Origin of the sequence: Mesorhizobium sp. M1142, assembly GCF_040318565.1 — a bacterium.
Taxonomy (GTDB): domain Bacteria; phylum Pseudomonadota; class Alphaproteobacteria; order Rhizobiales; family Rhizobiaceae; genus Mesorhizobium.
Map to the genome: position 1 here is coordinate 1 of NZ_JAMYMK010000003.1, position 17,400 is coordinate 17,400.

The following is a 17,400-nucleotide window of genomic DNA, read 5'->3' on the forward strand; positions in this document are numbered from 1 at the left end:
GCCGTCGCCTTCCGCCCAACCGAAACCGATGGCGTCTTCGATGCCTACTTCCGCCACCAGAAAATCCAGACCATCGACCTCAATGCAAGCCAACGATAGGATGGCAAACTGTTCGCGATGTCCTCGCACAGCTGTTCGCGATGTCCCCGGTCCAAACACCCCCTTGAGGGGGAGATGGCCGCGAAGCGGCCAGAGGGGGTCGGTCCGACCGGGCTCGGCCCCTTATCGCAGGCGCAAGAGGTCGGTGCTCCATGCGAGACGACCCCCTCTGTCGCCCCCGGCGACATCTCCCCCTCAAGGAGGGAGATTCGCCATCCTGTTGATGTCAGAAAACCTTCATCGTTTCGAAATGTGCCTGAAACATTGAAGCTGGAGCTTGGCGGCGACGTTCAACGCCATCCAGGAGACAGCCATGAACAAGATTTCGATGACGCGGCGCGCTTTCGTCACGTCGGCCAGCGCCGTTGGCCTGGTCGGCGCGTCGGGCCTCGCGCTTCCCTATTACTCGCGCGCCAATCAGCGCCCGGCCTTTACCCACGGTATCCAATCCGGCGACGTCGACGCGACCAGCGGCATGGTCTGGGCGCGCACGGACCGGCCGTCGCGCGTCATGTTCGAAGTGTCGCCGACGGAGAGCTTCGCCAATGCCGTCCGCCTGGCGCCGCTCGATAGCTCGCCGGCCAGCGACTATACGGTGAAGCGGCTGCTTACCGATCTCGCCTCCGACCAGGACATCTTCTACCGCATGGTCGCGGCCGATCTTTCCGATGTCAACGCCGTTTCCGAGCCGATCATCGGCCGCTTCCGCACGGCACCTGCCTCGAAGCGCGACATTCGTTTCGCTTGGTCGGGCGACACCGCCGGCCAGGGCTGGGGCATCGACGACACCGGCATGAAGACCTACGCCACGATCGCCAAGCACACGCCGGACTTCTTCCTGCATTCGGGCGATACGATCTATGCCGATGGCGCGATGAAGGACGAGGTCGACCTGCCCGGCGGCGGCAAGTGGAAGAACACCGTGCTGATCGACGAAAAACGCAAGGTTGCCGAGACGCTGGATGAATACCGGGGTCAGTGGAAATACAATTTGATGGACAGGAACGTGCTGGCGCTGAACGCCATCTGCCCGACGTTCTACCAGTGGGACGACCACGAGGTGGTGAACAACTGGTCGGATTCGAAGGATCTGAGCGCCGACGACCGCTACACCGAAAATCCATCCATGTACTGGCGGCACGCGCGGCGCGCGCCTTCCACGAAATGACGACGATCCGCTACGAGCCGTCGGAGCCCGGCCGTGTCTACCGCAAAATCGCCTATGGGCCGCTGCTCGACGTGTTCTTCCTCGACATGCGTTCCTATCGCGGCCCCAACGGTCCGAATATGCAGGAGACGATGACGCCGCAATCGCGCATCCTCGGCGAACAACAGACGAAATGGCTGAAGCGCGAGCTGGCGAATTCCAATGCAACCTGGAAAATCATCGCCACCGACATGCCGCTCGGCCTCGTCGTCTGGAACGACGGCACCAAGAAGGTCGGGGCTGAGGCAATCAGCAATGGCGACAATGGCCCGGCCAAGGGGCGCGAGCTGGAAATTGCCGACCTCCTTCGCTATATAAAGAACGCGGGGATCAGCAATACCGTCTGGCTAACCGCGGACGTGCATTACACAGCCGCGCATTATTACAATCCGGACAAGGCGCAGTTCCAGGACTTCAATCCGTTCTGGGAATTCGTTTCGGGTCCGATCCACGCCGGCACATTCGGACCGAATGCTTTCGACATGACTTTCGGCCCGGAGCTGAGGTTCATCAAGGCACCGACCGCCGAACAGGGTCAGAACCTGCCGCCGTCGGCCGGCCTGCAGTTCTTCGGGCTCGTCGACATCGATGGAGCCACCGAGCAGTTGACGGTGCGGCTGATGGATCGCGACGACAGCGAACTCTATAAGGTCACGCTCGATCCGGTGCGGTCGGCGTGAGATTGCCTTTTAGGACCACCCCGAAGGTGGATGTGCATCAATCGGGATAGCAGACGACGGGAATCTTGGGCCAGACGGCGCTGTCGCATCCGGCGTTTTTTTGCCTTTGCTTGAAGGCGGTGCTGACCGGTCCGGTCACCACCGGGTCGACGCCGTCCGGAGCATCGGCAAAAAGCTGCTCTGCCGAGCGCTTGTCGGACGGCAGAGCAGACCGCGTCTCCTTGGACGGCGCGGCCGATTGCGCCGCGCTTGCCGCGAGGAGGACGGCGAGCGCGGTACATGCCAAAATCGGCCGGAGTTTGATGCCTGTCTCGATCATGAAATTCGAACTGTCCGGACCACGAAAGGTTCCGCCTTGGTTAATAATTCCACTTCACACCAAGATATTTAAGATTTGGTGACTTTATTTGGTGGCTCGCCTCCTCTTTCGCAAATGCGAAAAACCCTGTATGAGCCGCCCAACCGAAAGAGGCAGCGCCTTTTGGCCTGCTGCCTGCAACGCTCCCGAGACCGAAACATGAAAATCCGCAATATCGCGATCATCGCGCACGTCGACCATGGAAAAACCACCCTCGTCGACCAACTCCTGAAACAGTCCGGCTCGTTCCGCGACAACCAGCGCGTCGCCGAGCGCGCCATGGATTCAAACGATCTTGAAAAGGAACGCGGCATCACCATCCTGGCCAAGGCGACCTCGGTCGACTGGAAGGATACCCGCATCAACATCGTCGACACGCCCGGCCACGCCGATTTCGGCGGCGAGGTCGAGCGCATCCTGTCGATGGTGGATTCGGCCATCGTGCTGGTCGACGCCGCCGAGGGCCCGATGCCGCAGACCAAATTCGTCGTCGGCAAGGCGCTCAAGGTTGGACTGAAGCCGATCGTCGTCATCAACAAGATCGACCGGCCGGATGCCCGCCATGTCGAAGTGGTCAACGAGGTGTTCGACCTTTTCGCAGCACTTGACGCCACCGACGAGCAGCTCGACTTCCCTATCCTTTACGGTTCAGGCCGCGACGGCTGGGTCTCGGAAAACCCCGAAGGCCCGAAGGACCAGGCTCTGGCGCCGCTGTTCGACCTCGTCATCAAGCACGTGCCGGCGCCGACCGTTCATCCCGGCCCGTTCCGCATGATCGGCACCATCCTGGAAGCCAATCCGTTCCTCGGCCGCATCATCACCGGCCGTATCGAATCCGGCACGCTGAAATCCAACCAGGCGGTCAAGGTGCTGCACCATGACGGCACCCAGGTCGAAACCGGCCGCATTTCGAAGATCCTCGCCTTCCGCGGGCTCGAGCGCCAGCCCATCGAGGAAGCGCAGGCGGGCGACATCGTCGCCATCGCCGGCCTGTCGAAAGGCACTGTCGCAGACACCTTCTGCGACCTGTCGGTGACCGAGCCGCTGCACGCGCAGCCGATCGATCCGCCGACGGTGACGATGTCTTTCCTCGTCAACGATTCGCCGCTGGCCGGTACCGAAGGCGACAAGGTGACCAGCCGCGTCATCCGCGACCGCCTGTTGCGCGAGGCCGAAGGCAATGTCGCGCTGAAGATCGAGGAATCACCTGACAAGGATTCGTTCTTCGTTTCCGGCCGCGGCGAATTGCAGCTGGCCGTGCTGATCGAGACGATGCGCCGCGAAGGTTTTGAGATCGCCGTGTCGCGGCCGCGCGTCGTCATGCAGAAGGGCGATAACGGCGAATTGCTGGAGCCGGTCGAGGAAGTCGTCATCGACGTCGACGAGGAGCATGCCGGCGTCGTCGTGCAGAAGATGTCGGAGCGCAAGGCCGAGATGGTCGAGTTGCGCCCTTCGGGCGGCAATCGCCAGCGAATCGTCTTCCACGCGCCGACGCGCGGCCTGATCGGCTACCAGTCGGAACTGTTGACCGACACGCGCGGCACCGCCGTGATGAACAGGTTGTTCCATGCCTACGAGCCTTATAAGGGTGAGCTGCCGGGTCGCACCAACGGCGTGCTGATCTCCAACGAACAGGGTGAATCGGTGGCCTATGCCATGTGGAACCTGGAAGACCGCGGCCCGATGGTCATCGATCCCGGCGTCAAGGTCTATCAGGGCATGATCATCGGCATCCATTCCAGGGACAACGATCTCGAGGTCAACGTGCTCAAGGGCAAGAAGCTGACCAACATCCGCGCCGCCGGCAAGGACGAGGCGGTGAAGCTGACGCCGCCGATCCGCATGACGCTGGAACGCGCGCTGGCCTGGATCCAGGACGACGAGCTGGTCGAGGTGACGCCGAAGACCATCCGCCTGCGCAAGCTCTATCTCGACCCGAACGAGCGCAAGCGTTTTGAGAAGTCGGCGAAAGTGGTCGGCGCGGCATAAAGGGTAATACCGCGCAGTGAGCGGTAAACTCGTCACGGCTGTCATATACGACAATCGACGCGAGGCCGAAGTTTGCGTGTCGATGCTCGACGCGTATGGAATTTATGCTCCCGCGAATTATCTTCTCGACACGGGCAGGCTCGGCTTGATCCATGTGCAAGTCGCCGACAGCGATCTCGATGCAGCCAAGGGTTTGATCGGCTCGGCCTCCAAAGAGGGCGATTGACCCCTGGCCGCAACTGTCTCCGATTGCGGATGCCCTTGCCGTCGCCTCATCCGCCGGCAGCCGAAATGATGTCGTCCCGGTCTGGTTCGCCAGACAGGTGGATGCGGATCGCCGTTCCCGTCCGCGCCGGCCTGCGCAAGGCTTTGGCTCCGTCCGGACTAATGACCAGCAATCGTTTCTCTTCCCAAACCTGAAGCCGCGATCGCGAGACACCGAGTTCGCTGGCGAGCAACCGGTCGAGCCGCAGCGATGTCGGCGTTTCGAGCCAGAGCTGGAGTTCGAGAGCGGTGGTGTTTCCCAGCCTGTCGCCGAGCACCTCCTTTTGAACGGCGGCTTCGGCGAACTCCTCAACGCGCCCGATACTGCTTCGCAATGCGGCAACATCGAAGGCATGGCGCCGCGCCAGGACCGGATCGTTGCTTTCGAGCGCCTGCAATATTGCCGGTTCGATATCCCGGCGGCTGCAGCGCTCCAGAATGCCGAAATTCCAGGAATTGTCGCAGTCGATGCAGCGGTAGATCAACCAGGCGTCAATGCGCTTGCCATTGGCATTGACGCGGAATTTGCCGCTGCAGCGATAGGCTTTCAGGCCGCCGCAGCGATTGCAGTTGAGGTGAGGTCGAGGTCCGGTTTTGGGCGCGATCGCCCAGCGGATGAGCAGTATCGAAGGCATGCCGAAAAGCCCTTCCCGTCGGGAAGTTCGTCAGATCGGCGATATCGAGAACCCCTTGCGGGCACGGCGTGGCGAGAGACTGCGGCAGTTGGAAATCAGGTGTCGCGGGTGGTTATGCGCGACAGCGGTTCAGCAGTGCCAAACCGGTCTCGAACCGCCACCCTGAAGAACAGGTCATGTGAAAACAGGCACCGCGACTGCGACGCCCTGCTCTGTGTTGGGGGAGTTGACGAGACCGGCGGTTACGTAGGCAAAGTGAAGCTCGGAAAGGATTTCGGAACGACATCTCTAGCCGTGAGGTGCCTGGCGGACAAGCCTTCTTTCGGTAGACGCTACCGTCGCCGGAACAGTTGGGTTATGTTGAACACCCCAAACACTTCAAACGAGACCCCGTCATGCATTTCACGTCGCTGCTGATTTTTGCCGGCGCCCTGCTTGTTGCCGCCGGCTCGCCCGGCCCGTCGATTGCCGCTCTTGTGGCGCGGGTCATCGCAAAGGGCTTCCGCGACGTGTTTCCGTTCCTGCTTGCGATGTGGATCGGCGAAGCGATCTGGCTGTCTCTGGCGGTGTTTGGCCTCGCCGTGGTGGCGCAGACGTTCCATTATGCCTTTGTCGTCGTGAAGTGGGCCGGCGTCAGCTATCTCGGCTGGCTTGCCTGGAAGATGTGGACGGCACCGGTCGAGGCGAAGGAAGGTTCGCTGCCGCGCGAAGATTCTCCTGCCAAGCTGTTCTTTGCCGGCATGGCTGTGACGCTCGGCAACCCCAAGATCATGATGTTCTATCTGGCGCTGCTGCCGACCATCATCGACCTCGGTTCGGTCAGCGTGGTCGGCTGGGTCGAGCTGACGGCGACCATGGCAGTGGTCCTGGTCGCCATCGATTTGACCTGGGTGCTCGCCGCATCGCAGGCGCGCAAGCTCTTGAGAAGCAAGCGGGCGATGAAGATCGCCAACCGCATCAGCGCCGGCACCATGGCCGGCGCTGCGGCGGCGATCGCGGCGCGGTCCTGAGCCGGCGCGTCAACCCATTTCGATGATCGGCGCGATCTCGATACTAAAGGCTGGGTCGGTCAAGATAGGACAATCCTTGGCCTTGCCGACGGCATCGTCGATGTCTTTTGCTTCGATGATGGTGTAACCAGCGGTCGGATTGCTGCCGCCGTTGTTCTCGACCTTGCCGCCAGGCAGCACGGTCTTCGACATGCCGACTGGATTGCCACCGTCGACCACCGCTGAGCCGAGCTTGCCGTACCAGCCGGTCCAGGCATCCATCGCTGCCTTCCGTTCGGCCTCCTCGGTCGGCATCTTGCCTGAGCCATGATAGACGTAGAGAAATTTCGCCATGTTCTCCTCCTCTGATCGGCGGCATCGAACCGGCATGCGGTCATGCCGCATGCCGATCATCTGACCAAACCGGCAAACAAGCAACGAGAATGCGAAGTAGCTAATATAATGTGCGGTTGGCTCGCAACAGCGGTGCCCTATCGCGCCATCGCGTGGTATTCATCGTTCGGCCGCATATCGATTGCCGATGCCAGCCGGTTCGACATGTTGAAGAATGCCGCGGTCGAGGCGACATCCCATATGTCGCGGTCGGAAAAGCCGACTTGCCGCAGCGCCGCCCGGTCCGCTTCGACGATCTTTGCCGGTTGCTCGGTCAGCTTCACCGCGAATTCGAGCATGGCGCGTTGCCTGTCCGACAGCTTGGCGGCGCGAAAATTCATCACCATCATCTCGCCGAAGGCGGGGTCGCCGGAAAGCTGGCGCACCGCCGCGCCATGCGCGGCCAGGCAATAGTAGCAATGGTTGACCGAAGAGACGGCGACCGCGATCATCTCGCGCTCGAGTTTCGACAGGCCGGATTCACCCAGCATCAAATCATTGTACATGTCGGTGAAAGCGCGCAGCTTCTTCTCGTCGAAGGCATAGGCGAGTAGCACATTGGGAACGAGGCCGAGTTTCTCCCGGCATTTGGCGAAATAGGCCTTGGTCGCGTCGCTCAGCTCCGCCGGTGCCAGGTCAAGCGCGGTGATTTTGTCCGTCATGGCGGATTTCTCCTCGTTTTTCGCCAGGCTGCCGGTGAATTCCGACATTTCGTCGCAAGCCGTCAAACCTTTGTCGCCAAATACCCGTCATCTGTTAGCATAGCCGCAAAAACATGCGACGGGAGGGACTCATGGCCAGTGTAAAGTCAGCGAGCCGGTTGAAAAAAGCCGGCCTGACGAGGGGTGAAGCCGCGGGTGGCGAAAAGCCCGGCAGGCTTGCCGACTACCTGCTGGCCCGAGCTCCGGCCGAAGATGTCGCCGCCTACGACGTCATCGATCTCGAACGCGCTGCCGAACTCGCCGGCCGCGCAGTGGCCAGGCACAAGAAGGACGACTGCGTCGTTGCTATAGACGTCGATTCCGGTGTCGTCCGCCAGGGCCGGCCGATGACGGTGATCACCGTCGTCAACGACAACATGCCGTTCCTGTTTGATTCCGTCCTCGGCGAAATCACCGAGAGCGCGGGCGAGCCGCTGCTGGTTACCCACCCGGTCATAGTCGTCAGGCACGGCAAAAACGGCGTCGAGGAAATCCTCGGCGACGGGGGTTATGCCAAGGGCGACCACAGCCATGACCGGCTGAGCGTCATCCATGTCCATATCGGCCGCCTTTCGGCCGAGCAGGCTGAAGGTCTGGCCGCACGCCTGACCAAGCTGCTCGGCCAAGTGCGCGCCGCCGTCACCGACTGGAAGCCGATGCTCGCCCGCCTCGACCAGGCGATCTCGGAATTCCGCTACTCGCCAGTGCCGCTCGACAAGGCCCATGTCACCGAGGCGATCGCCTTCCTCGAATGGCTGCGCGACGACAATTTCACCTTTCTCGGCATGCGCGAATTCAACTACACCGGCGGCGAGACGAGCGGCATGCTCGAGCGGGCCGAAAAGCCCGGCCTCGGCATCCTTTCCGATCCCGACGTGCTGGTGCTCAGGCGCGGCACCGAAGCGGTAAGCACGACGCCGGAAATCCGCGCTTTCCTGCATGGGCCGGAACCGCTGATTGTCACCAAGGCCAACGCCAAGTCATCGGTGCACCGGCGCATCTACCTCGACTACATCGGCGTCAAGACCTACACCGGCAAAGGCGTGCTTTCGGGCGAGCTCCGCATCGTCGGCCTGTTCACGTCGACTGCCTATACGCGCTCGGTGATGAAAATCCCCTATCTGCGCTCGAAGGCGGAAACCGTCATCGCCAAATCCGGCTTCAATCCAAGCGACCATTCCGGCAAGGCATTGATCAACGTGCTGGAGAGCTATCCGCGCGACGAGCTGTTCCAGGTTCCGGTGCCGATCCTGCGCAAGCATGCCGAAGCCATCCTGGGCTTGATCGAGCGGCCGCGCGTCAGGGCATTGGTGCGTGTCGACCAGTTCGACCGCTTCGTCTCCGTGCTCGTCTTCGTGCCGCGCGACCGCTACGACAGCGTCGTGCGTGAGAAGATCGGCACGTATCTGAAGACCGTCTTCGAAGGCCGGCTGTCGGCCTATTATCCGGCGTTCCCGGAAGGCGGGCTGGCGCGTGTCCATTTCATCATCGGCCGCTCCGGCGGCAAGACGCCGAAGGTCGAGCAGGCGACGATCGAGGCGGCGATCCGCGACATCGTACGGACCTGGGACGATGCACTGCGCGAGACCGCGACAGAGACCGGCGCCGATGCGAGACTCACGGCCATCGCCTCGCGTTTTTCGGAAAGCTATCGCGACAGTTTTCCGCCGGCCGTGGCGCTGGCCGACGCCGGGCGCATCGCCAAGCTCGATGCGTCAAATCCGATCGCCATCGACTATTACCGTCACGCCGTCCAGAAGCCGCATCAGGCTGCGCTGAAGATCTATCACCACGGCAGCCCGGTGGCGCTGTCGCGGCGCGTGCCGGTGCTGGAAAACATTGGTTTCCGCGTCATCAGCGAGCGCACTTTCGAGGTCGGCGACAATCAATCCGGCATGGTCTTCATCCACGACATGGAACTCGAGAACAGCTACGGCAGGCCGATCGACCTCGGCAATGGCGGCGCGCTGTTCGAGGATGCGTTCCTTTCCGTCTGGCGCGGCGATGTCGACAATGACGGCTATAACGGCCTTGCCCAGACCGCCGGCCTGTGGTCAGGCGAGATCACCGTCCTGCGCGCCTATGGCCGCTATCTGCAGCAGGCCGGTATCCCGCAGAGCCAGGATTTCATCGCCGCCGCGCTCAATCGCTATCCCGAGATCGCCCGCGGCCTGCATGCGCTGTTCGTCGCCCGCCTCGGCCCGACGGCGGAAACGGAAGGTGTCGTCCAGGCCAAACATTTGAAGGCCAAGATCACGGATGCGCTGGAAGACGTTCCCAACATTGATGACGACACCATCATCCGCCGTTATCTGAACCTGATCGAGGCCTCGCTGCGCACCAATCATTTCGTTGCCGATACGAAAGAGAAAGGCCAATCGCTGGCGATCAAGCTCGATTCGCAATCGGTGGACGGGCTGCCGGCGCCGCGGCCATGGCGGGAGATCTTCGTCTATGGCTCTGAGGTCGAGGGTGTGCATCTGCGCTTCGGCCCAGTCGCGCGCGGCGGCCTGCGCTGGTCGGACCGTGCCCAGGACTATCGCACCGAAGTGCTCGGCCTGGTCAAGGCACAGCAGGTCAAGAATGCGGTGATCGTGCCGGTTGGCGCCAAGGGCGGTTTCTACCCGAAAAAGCTGCCGATGAGCGCCGGGCGCGACGCCATTTTCGAGGCCGGCACAGCCGCCTACAAGAATTACGTTTCCAGCCTGTTGTCGATCACCGACAATATCGGCCTGGACGGCGTCATCCCGCCGGCGGGCGTGGTGCGGCGCGACCAGGACGATCCCTATTTCGTCGTCGCCGCGGACAAGGGCACGGCGACCTTCTCGGACATCGCCAACGCCATCAGTGAAAAGCACGGCTTCTGGCTCGACGACGCTTTCGCCAGCGGCGGTTCGGCCGGTTACGACCACAAGAAGATGGGCATCACCGCCAAGGGCGCCTGGGAAGCGGTCAAGCGGCATTTTCGCGAGATGAACCGCGACATCCAAACCACTCCGTTCACCGTCGTCGGCGTTGGCGACATGTCAGGCGACGTGTTCGGCAACGGCATGCTGCTGTCGGAGCAGACCCGACTGATCGCCGCCTTCGATCATCGCGACATCTTCATCGATCCCGATCCCGACATGGCGGCTTCGATGGCCGAGCGCCGGCGTATGTTCGCTCTCGCCCGCTCAAGCTGGCAGGATTACGACAAGACGAAGCTGTCCGAAGGTGGCATCATCGTCTCGCGCAGCCAGAAGTCGATCACCTTGCCGGCCGCCGCGGCTGCAGCGATCGGCCTCGGCAAGACAACGGCCACGCCGGTCGAGATCATGAGTGCCATCCTCAAGGCGCCGGCAGATCTTTTGTGGTTCGGCGGCATCGGCACCTATGTCAGGGCATCGGGCGAGACCAACCAGGACGTCGGCGACCGTGCCAATGACGCGATCCGGATCACCGCGCTCGACCTGCGCGCCAAGGTGATCGGTGAGGGCGCCAATCTCGGCGTCACGCAGCGGGCGCGCATCGAATTCGGATTGAATGGCGGCCGCTGCAACTCAGATGCGATCGACAATTCGGGCGGCGTGAACTGTTCCGACGTCGAGGTCAACATCAAGATCGCGCTGGCTTCCGCGATGCGCAAGGGATCGTTGACCCGGCCGGCGCGCAACAAATTGCTAGCCGAGATGACCGACGAGGTCAGCGCCCTGGTGCTGTCCAACAATTACCAGCAGACGCTGGCGCTGTCGCTTGCCCGCAAGCGCGGCCTCGCCGACATCGCCCATCAGAGCCGCTTCATGGCGGCGCTGGAGGCGCGCGGACTGCTCGACCGTGCCGTCGAGGCGCTGCCGTCGCCGGCGGCCCTTGTTGAGCGCGAGACGCGCGGCGAGCCGCTGACCAGGGCCGAGCTCGGCGTGCTGCTTGCCTATGCCAAGATCGTGCTGTTTTCCGATATCGTCGCCAGCGACGTCCCGGACGATCCGCATTTCGACCGCGACCTGATGGGTTACTTTCCCGAGCGCATGGCAAAGAAATATGCTGCGGAAATCCACGGCCATCGGCTGCGCCGCGAGATCATCGCCCGTGTCGTCGCCAATGATCTGGTCAATCGCGGCGGTCCGTCCTTCGTCAACCGGCTGCAGGAAACAACCGGCCGCAGTGCCGCCGATGTCGTGCGCACCTTCGCCGTGGTGCGGGACGGCTTCGCGCTGCCGGCGCTGTACCGGCAGATCGACGCGCTCGACAACCAGATCGACGGGCAGATCCAGCTCGACCTTTATCAGGCGGTCAGCCGGCTGATCTATGTGACGAGCGGCTGGTACCTGAAGAACGACGCCGGCACCGCGCCGCTCGGGCAGCGGATCGCCGAGTTGCAGGACGCACGCAAGGCGCTGGAGCCGAAGCTGGTTTCGCTGCTGCCGGCCTTCTCGCGCGAGCGGATCGAGGAGCGGCGGCACAATCTGTCGAAGGGCGGCGCGCCGGGGAGCCTTGCCGAACAATTGGCGTTGACCGATGTGGCGGAACTCATCCCCGACATTGCCCTGACGGCGCGGACGGCGAATGCCGGCATCGTCGCTGCCGCCAAGGCATTTTTCGCGGTCAGCGATGTCTTTCGCATCCCGCGCGTCGAAGATGCGGCGCGCTCGATCACCCCCTCGGATTATTACGATCAACTGGCGCTTTCCCGTGCCACCGACACGATCGGCGCGGCCAGGCGCGGCATCGCCGTGGCGGCACTCACCGGCCATGCCGAGGCGGCGGATCCGGTGGCGGCATGGCTGGAGGCCGGCGGCGAACGGGTCGGACGCATCCGCGAGCGGCTGCAGGCGCTGACCGAGGGCGGCGACATCACCGTGTCGCGGCTGTCGGTGGCGTCCGGCCTGATGAGCGATCTGACGGGGCTGTGAGACGTCTTCCATATCGCGCGGGATTGCCGGGAAGAACTGCGCAATAGAGCGAACGGCGCGCTGCTTTTGGGAGCGCCGGAGCATGATGCCGAACCTAACGATCGGCTTTTGGACAAGATCGTGCTCAACAACAAGGTGGAAGCGTCATTCCGATTCGATCAGTATTGAGCAAGCTCCAGCGGAGGGGACATGGCTGAGATGGCAGTGCAGGGGGCGTCGGGACGCGGCATCTGGGGATGGATGCTGTTCGACTGGGCGGCACAGCCGTTTTTCACGGTCGTCACTACCTTCATCTTCGGTCCTTATTTCGTCTCGCGCATGGCCAGCAATCCCGAGACCGGGCAAGCGGCCTGGGGCTACGGCATTGCCGCCGCCGGCCTCGTCATTGCCGTTTTGTCGCCGGTCCTCGGTTCGATTGCCGACCAGACCGGACCGCGAAAGCCGTGGATAGCCTTCTTCGCCGCGGTCAAGATCACCTGCCTCACCCTACTGTGGTTCGCCGCGCCCGGCTCTGATCTTTTTCTGATCGTGGCGTTGTTCTCGCTGGCGTCGGTCGCGGCGGAATTCTCGACCGTGTTCAATGATTCGATGATGCCCCGCCTGGTGCCGAAGAGCGACATCGGCAGGATCTCGAACATGGCCTGGGGGCTCGGCTATCTCGGCGGCATGATCGCACTGATCTTCGTCGTTACCGTCATGGCCGGCTCGCCTGAAACCGGCAAGACCGTTGTTGGGCTGGACCCGATCTTCGGCCTCGATCCCAGGCTCGGCGAGGACGCGCGCGCCACCGGACCGTTGTCGGCGGCCTGGTATTTCCTGTTCATCCTGCCGATGTTCTTCTTCACGCCGGATGCAATCAAAGGCATTCCAATCGGGCCGGCGGTGCGCGAGGGACTGTCGGAACTCAAGTCGACGCTGGCCGAAGTGCGCAAGCGCAGCGGCATTTTTCGCTTTCTCGTCGCCCGCATGATCTATCAGGACGGCGTCAACGCGCTGCTGGCGTTGGGCGGAACGTTTGCGGCGGCAATGTTCCATTGGTCGATTACCGAGATCGGCCTGTTCGGCATCATCCTCAACGTCGTCGCCATAGTCGGATGCCTGGTTGCCGCACGCCTCGACACGGCGCTGGGTTCCAAGTCCATAGTGATGATTTCGCTGGTCATGCTGAGCATCGCCACGCTCGGCATCGTCTCGACCGGCCCGGGCTATACGCTGTTCGGCGCCTGGGTGATGCCCGGACTGGACGGCGGCGGATTGTTCGGCACGGCGGCGGAAAAAGCCTACATTTTCTACGGCCTGCTGATCGGGCTTGCTTTCGGGCCGGTGCAGGCATCGTCGCGCTCCTACATGGCGCGCAGCGTCTCCGCGGCCGAATCGGGCCGCTATTTCGGCATCTATGCGCTGGCCGGCCGAGCAACCAGTTTTGCCGCACCTTTCATGGTGGCCACGATCACCCTGGCCAGCGGCTCGGCGCGGCTCGGCATGGCGGCGATCGTGCTGTTCCTCGGAGCGGGCATGGCGATCCTGATCGGCACGCCCTATCCGGCGGATCGGCCGGCGGAGTGATCTGCTCGTCCCTTCTCCCACAGAGGGAAGGGAGGGAGTTCAATGCCTGAAATGCCTCACGCCGGTAAACACCATGGCGATGCCGTGAGCATCGGCGGCGGCGATGACATCGTCGTCGCGCATCGAGCCGCCGGGCTGGATGACGGCGGTGGCGCCGGCTTCGATTGCCGACAAAAGCCCATCCGCGAACGGGAAAAAGGCATCCGAGGCGACGACAGAGCCCTTGGTCAAAGGCTCCGTCAGACCGGCAGCCTCGGCCGCGTCGAGCGCCTTGCGCGCGGCGATGCGCGAGGAATCGACCCGGCTCATCTGGCCGGCGCCGATGCCGACTGTAGCGCCATCCCTGGCATAGACGATGGCGTTCGACTTGACGTGCTTTGCCACGCGAAAGGCGAATTTCAGATCGGCCAATTCGGCCGGCGTCGGAGCGCGGCTGGTCACCACTTTCAGGTCGAGGTCATCGATCACCGCATTGTCGCGGCCCTGGACCAGCAAGCCGCCGGCAACCGATTTCAAGCCAAGGCCCGCCGCGCGCGGGTCGGGCAGGCCGCCGGTAACCAGCAGGCGTAGATTCTTCTTGGCGGCAATGATGCGGACTGCTTCCTCGGACGCCTCTGGTGCGATGATCACTTCGGTAAAGGTCTTGACGATCTCTTCGGCGGTTCCGGCGTCGAGGATGCGGTTCATGGCGACGATGCCGCCGAAGGCAGAGACCGGATCGCAGGCCAGCGCCTTGGCATAGGCCGCGTGCAGCGAAGCGGCTTCGGCGACGCCGCACGGGTTGGCGTGCTTGATGATGGCAATTGCGGCGGAGCGGGTCGGATCGAATTCGCCGACCAGCTCGAAGGCGGCGTCGGTGTCGTTGATGTTGTTGTAGGAAAGCTGCTTGCCCTGAAGCTGGCGCGCCGTAGCGACGCCCGGCCGCCTGTCGCCATTGACATAGAAGCCGGCGCCCTGATGCGGGTTTTCGCCATAGCGCATCACCGATTGCAGCTTGCCGCCGAAGGCGCGCCATGTCGGATGCTCGATCTCGAGCGCCTCGGCGAACCATCCCGAGATCGCCGCATCGTAGGTGGCAGTACGGGCAAAGGCCTTGGCTGCCAGCTTCTTGCGGAAATCCAGCGACAGCGAGCCGAAATTCATCTCCAGCGCGTTGAGCACCGAGGCATAGTCGTCAGGGTCGGTGACGATACCGACATAGGCGTGGTTCTTGGCCGAGGCACGGATCATCGCCGGGCCGCCAATATCGATGTTCTCGACGATCGCCGCGTAGTCGGCGCCGGAGCGGCGCACCTCTTCGAATGGATAGAGATTGGAGACGACGAGATCTATAGGCTCGATACCGTGGTCGCGCATCGCAGCGGCGTGCTCGGGATCGTCGCGCACGCCGAGCAGTGCGCCATGCACCGACGGGTGCAGCGTCTTGACGCGGCCGTCCATGATCTCGGGAAAGCCGGTGAGCTCGGATACGTCGCGCACGGCCATGCCGGCCTCGGCGATCGCCTTTGCGGTGCCGCCGGTCGAAACCAGCTCGACGCCGGCCGAAGCCAGCGCCTTGGCGAAGTCGATCAGGCCGGTCTTGTCGAAGACGGAGAGCAGCGCGCGACGGATCGGAACAAGGTCGGGCGCGGGAATGTTCTTGGCGGCGACGGCCATGGGCTGGCGGCCTTTCCAGTTCTGGTTGGAGAGCGTCCGCGGGCCGTAGCACATGAGGCCCGGAAATCAAGCAGCAAGGCTTGATCAGTGTTTGCCGTTGCCACTGGCTTCAGCTTTTTCCGGATGACCACCGATAGTAGTCCGCGTCAATTGCCAGTGGACCTCGGAAATCTCCGAGGCTTTGAACGCAAGCACGATCTGCCGGCTGCGGCGCGGGCCGCCGAGCCCGGCGAAATAGATCGATTCCTCGACCTCGGGTGCCACTTCGGTGGAGGTAAACACCCAGGTGTCGGCATGGTCGGCGGCCAGCACCAGACGGTCATGCTCATCCTGGAGCAGGTTTATGTCGGGATGGACATGGAAACGCACCGTGACGAAATCACGGCCATTGTTGCGGATAGAGGCGCCGCCCGGCCGCAGGAAGCGGTCCCTGCCGGCAAGCACATTGCCTTCGGTCGATAATTTCAGCTCGCGCTCATGCAGGAAGCCGAAGCGCGCCCCATAGCCGTCATGGCGGGCGATGAAGCCCTGGCTGCCCTTCTGGTCGGTGCGCTTGCAAGGCACATGCTGCGGTCCGCCGATCAAAGGCGTGCCGAGCAGGTCGTTGACGCGCAGGGAGTGGTTGAAGCGCGCCGACGACGTGTCGTTGATGGTGGCGGTCGAATGGGCGGCGGTGGCGCGGGCAAGCGGCCGGAACTCGGCGGCGCCATAGGTGTCTATGCCGGCGTTGACGATATAGTGCTGGCGGCCCGACGACAATTCGAAGGCGAGGCACCCGGCGTGAGCGGCATTGGACACGTCGACGGGCGGCGGCGGTCCGGTATCGGCGATCACGGTGACACCCCCCATCGACAGGCGCTCATAACCCGAATGCGGCGCGTGCAGCAATGGTGCGCCGGCGGTGTCGTCGTGATGCAGGATGCTGGCGATACGGTCGTGGATGGTGGCGCCCATGCCGTTGAAGCGGGCAAGGCTGCCATCCTGATGGCGAAAGAAGCGCAGCGCCGGCAGCATCCGGTCGATGGCGCCGATCAGGGCGGCCGGCGGTGTCTCGGCCTGATTGGCGTATGTCTGGCGCAACGGCAGAAGGTCGGCGAGGATTTCAAGCACGGCCATCGGATTGCGCGAGATATGGCCGCCGTCAGGCAGGATCTGGCGGTCGATCTCCTCGGCGAGACTGCGGGTGGCACCGCGCAGCGCCGAGGCCGGCGCCGGCAGCGACAAAGCGGCAAAGGCCAGCGCAATGCGCGCGCGCAGCCTGTCCTTGCCGTCCGGCATCTCGCGCGCCATGGCGCGCAGATAGCGGATCTGGACGGCAAGCGATTTCAGGAAGGCGCGGTAGAACGGAAATTCGGCGCCCTGCAACACGATCGAGGAATGCTGCAGCCAGGCAATGACGCGCTTGGCCGTCGTGCCGGGCTCCCAGGCGACGCCGGAAATATGGCTGCCATGGATTGCAATCCAGTCGGAAACCAACGCCCGCGCGTTGGCGGCGGCGAGCTCGGTACGCGCGGCACGCATGTGGCGCAGCCAGCGAAAGCCATGCAGCGTCTTTTGCCAGCCGGGATTGGGCACGTCGATCTGGAAGGGCGATTTGCCGCCGGTCTCGACCAGATGCCCCGAAAGCGGATAGCGGCCGTAATAGATCTCGAGCGCAATCTGAGGATCGGCGAGGCGCAGGTCCGGCGGGGCGATCAGGACGCGCTCCGGCGTGCGGCCTGAGTAGCGCCAGCGATAGAGTGGTCCGGCACGCAAGCGCCGGCGCGCCTTGCGCCAGAACTCCCTCGCGACAAGCGTCCACAGACGCGTCGTGTTACCGGCAGCGATTGCCAAAATCTCTCCTGATCGTCCTCACCCAGGCACAAGTTTATATGATTCAAGAACTTGTGCGAAGGCGAATTCCGCGGCAGCGTGGCCGTTCAGCCTGTTTTCCGTGCCTCCTCGCTCCAAAAGGCCGGACGCGCTTCGATATCT

Annotated in this window: 12 protein-coding genes and 1 pseudogene; 7 read left to right on the forward strand and 6 right to left on the reverse strand. The window is 63.1% G+C overall.

Annotated elements, in window-relative coordinates; genetic code table 11:
• The coding region (locus tag NKH42_RS31210; protein WP_502896066.1) for a hypothetical protein at positions 1 to 99 on the forward strand (99 nt) is incomplete at its 5' end.
• A 313-nt stretch (positions 100 to 412) separates the two neighbouring features.
• Positions 413 to 1,986 (forward strand): annotated as a pseudogene (locus NKH42_RS06300) (alkaline phosphatase D family protein).
• Positions 1,987 to 2,023: 37 nt separating this feature from the next.
• Here the strand turns inward: NKH42_RS06300 and NKH42_RS06305 are convergent.
• Positions 2,024 to 2,305 carry a hypothetical protein gene (locus NKH42_RS06305; protein ID WP_352479551.1) on the reverse strand — a complete coding sequence of 94 codons (282 nt, stop codon included), beginning with the start codon at positions 2,303 to 2,305 and terminating at the stop codon, positions 2,024 to 2,026.
• Positions 2,306 to 2,503: 198 nt separating this feature from the next.
• Between NKH42_RS06305 and typA the strand changes: the two genes are divergently transcribed.
• Complete coding sequence (gene typA / locus NKH42_RS06310) at positions 2,504 to 4,333, forward strand: translational GTPase TypA (RefSeq protein WP_254817743.1); 1,830 nt, start codon at positions 2,504 to 2,506, stop codon at positions 4,331 to 4,333.
• Between the two features lie 16 nt (positions 4,334 to 4,349).
• Complete coding sequence (locus NKH42_RS06315) at positions 4,350 to 4,559, forward strand: hypothetical protein (RefSeq protein ID WP_352751270.1); 210 nt, start codon at positions 4,350 to 4,352, stop codon at positions 4,557 to 4,559.
• 46 nt (positions 4,560 to 4,605) lie between these two features.
• On the opposite strand, the gene NKH42_RS06320 is transcribed toward NKH42_RS06315, so the two are convergent.
• The gene (locus tag NKH42_RS06320; RefSeq protein WP_352974002.1) at positions 4,606 to 5,232 is read right to left on the reverse strand and encodes a DUF1062 domain-containing protein; all 627 of its coding nucleotides are present in this window, start codon (positions 5,230 to 5,232) and stop codon (positions 4,606 to 4,608) included.
• Positions 5,233 to 5,627: 395 nt separating this feature from the next.
• Between NKH42_RS06320 and NKH42_RS06325 the strand changes: the two genes are divergently transcribed.
• A complete protein-coding gene (locus NKH42_RS06325) occupies positions 5,628 to 6,242 on the forward strand; it encodes a LysE family translocator (protein WP_352504862.1) in 615 nt (204 codons plus the stop codon).
• A gap of 9 nt (positions 6,243 to 6,251) precedes the next feature.
• On the opposite strand, the gene NKH42_RS06330 is transcribed toward NKH42_RS06325, so the two are convergent.
• Both NKH42_RS06330 and NKH42_RS06335 read right to left on the reverse strand, forming a co-directional pair.
• A complete protein-coding gene (locus NKH42_RS06330; RefSeq protein ID WP_254817740.1) occupies positions 6,252 to 6,575 on the reverse strand; it encodes a YciI family protein in 324 nt (107 codons plus the stop codon).
• Between the two features lie 137 nt (positions 6,576 to 6,712).
• A complete protein-coding gene (locus tag NKH42_RS06335) occupies positions 6,713 to 7,276 on the reverse strand; it encodes a peroxidase-related enzyme (RefSeq protein ID WP_254817739.1) in 564 nt (187 codons plus the stop codon).
• 131 nt (positions 7,277 to 7,407) lie between these two features.
• Here NKH42_RS06335 and NKH42_RS06340 point away from each other — a divergent pair, with 131 nt between their 5' ends.
• Both NKH42_RS06340 and NKH42_RS06345 read left to right on the forward strand, forming a co-directional pair.
• Positions 7,408 to 12,204, forward strand: a complete 4,797-nt coding sequence (locus NKH42_RS06340) for an NAD-glutamate dehydrogenase (protein WP_352751269.1) — start codon at positions 7,408 to 7,410, stop codon at positions 12,202 to 12,204.
• 189 nt (positions 12,205 to 12,393) lie between these two features.
• Positions 12,394 to 13,770, forward strand: coding sequence for an MFS transporter (locus NKH42_RS06345; protein WP_352751267.1), 1,377 nt, complete (start codon positions 12,394 to 12,396; stop codon positions 13,768 to 13,770).
• Between the two features lie 39 nt (positions 13,771 to 13,809).
• Here NKH42_RS06345 and purH read toward each other — a convergent pair whose 3' ends face one another.
• A complete protein-coding gene (purH, locus tag NKH42_RS06350; protein WP_352687063.1) occupies positions 13,810 to 15,426 on the reverse strand; it encodes a bifunctional phosphoribosylaminoimidazolecarboxamide formyltransferase/IMP cyclohydrolase in 1,617 nt (538 codons plus the stop codon).
• Positions 15,427 to 15,510: 84 nt separating this feature from the next.
• A complete protein-coding gene (locus NKH42_RS06355; protein ID WP_352504867.1) occupies positions 15,511 to 17,259 on the reverse strand; it encodes a heparinase II/III family protein in 1,749 nt (582 codons plus the stop codon).
• Positions 17,260 to 17,400: the final 141 nt, after the last annotated feature.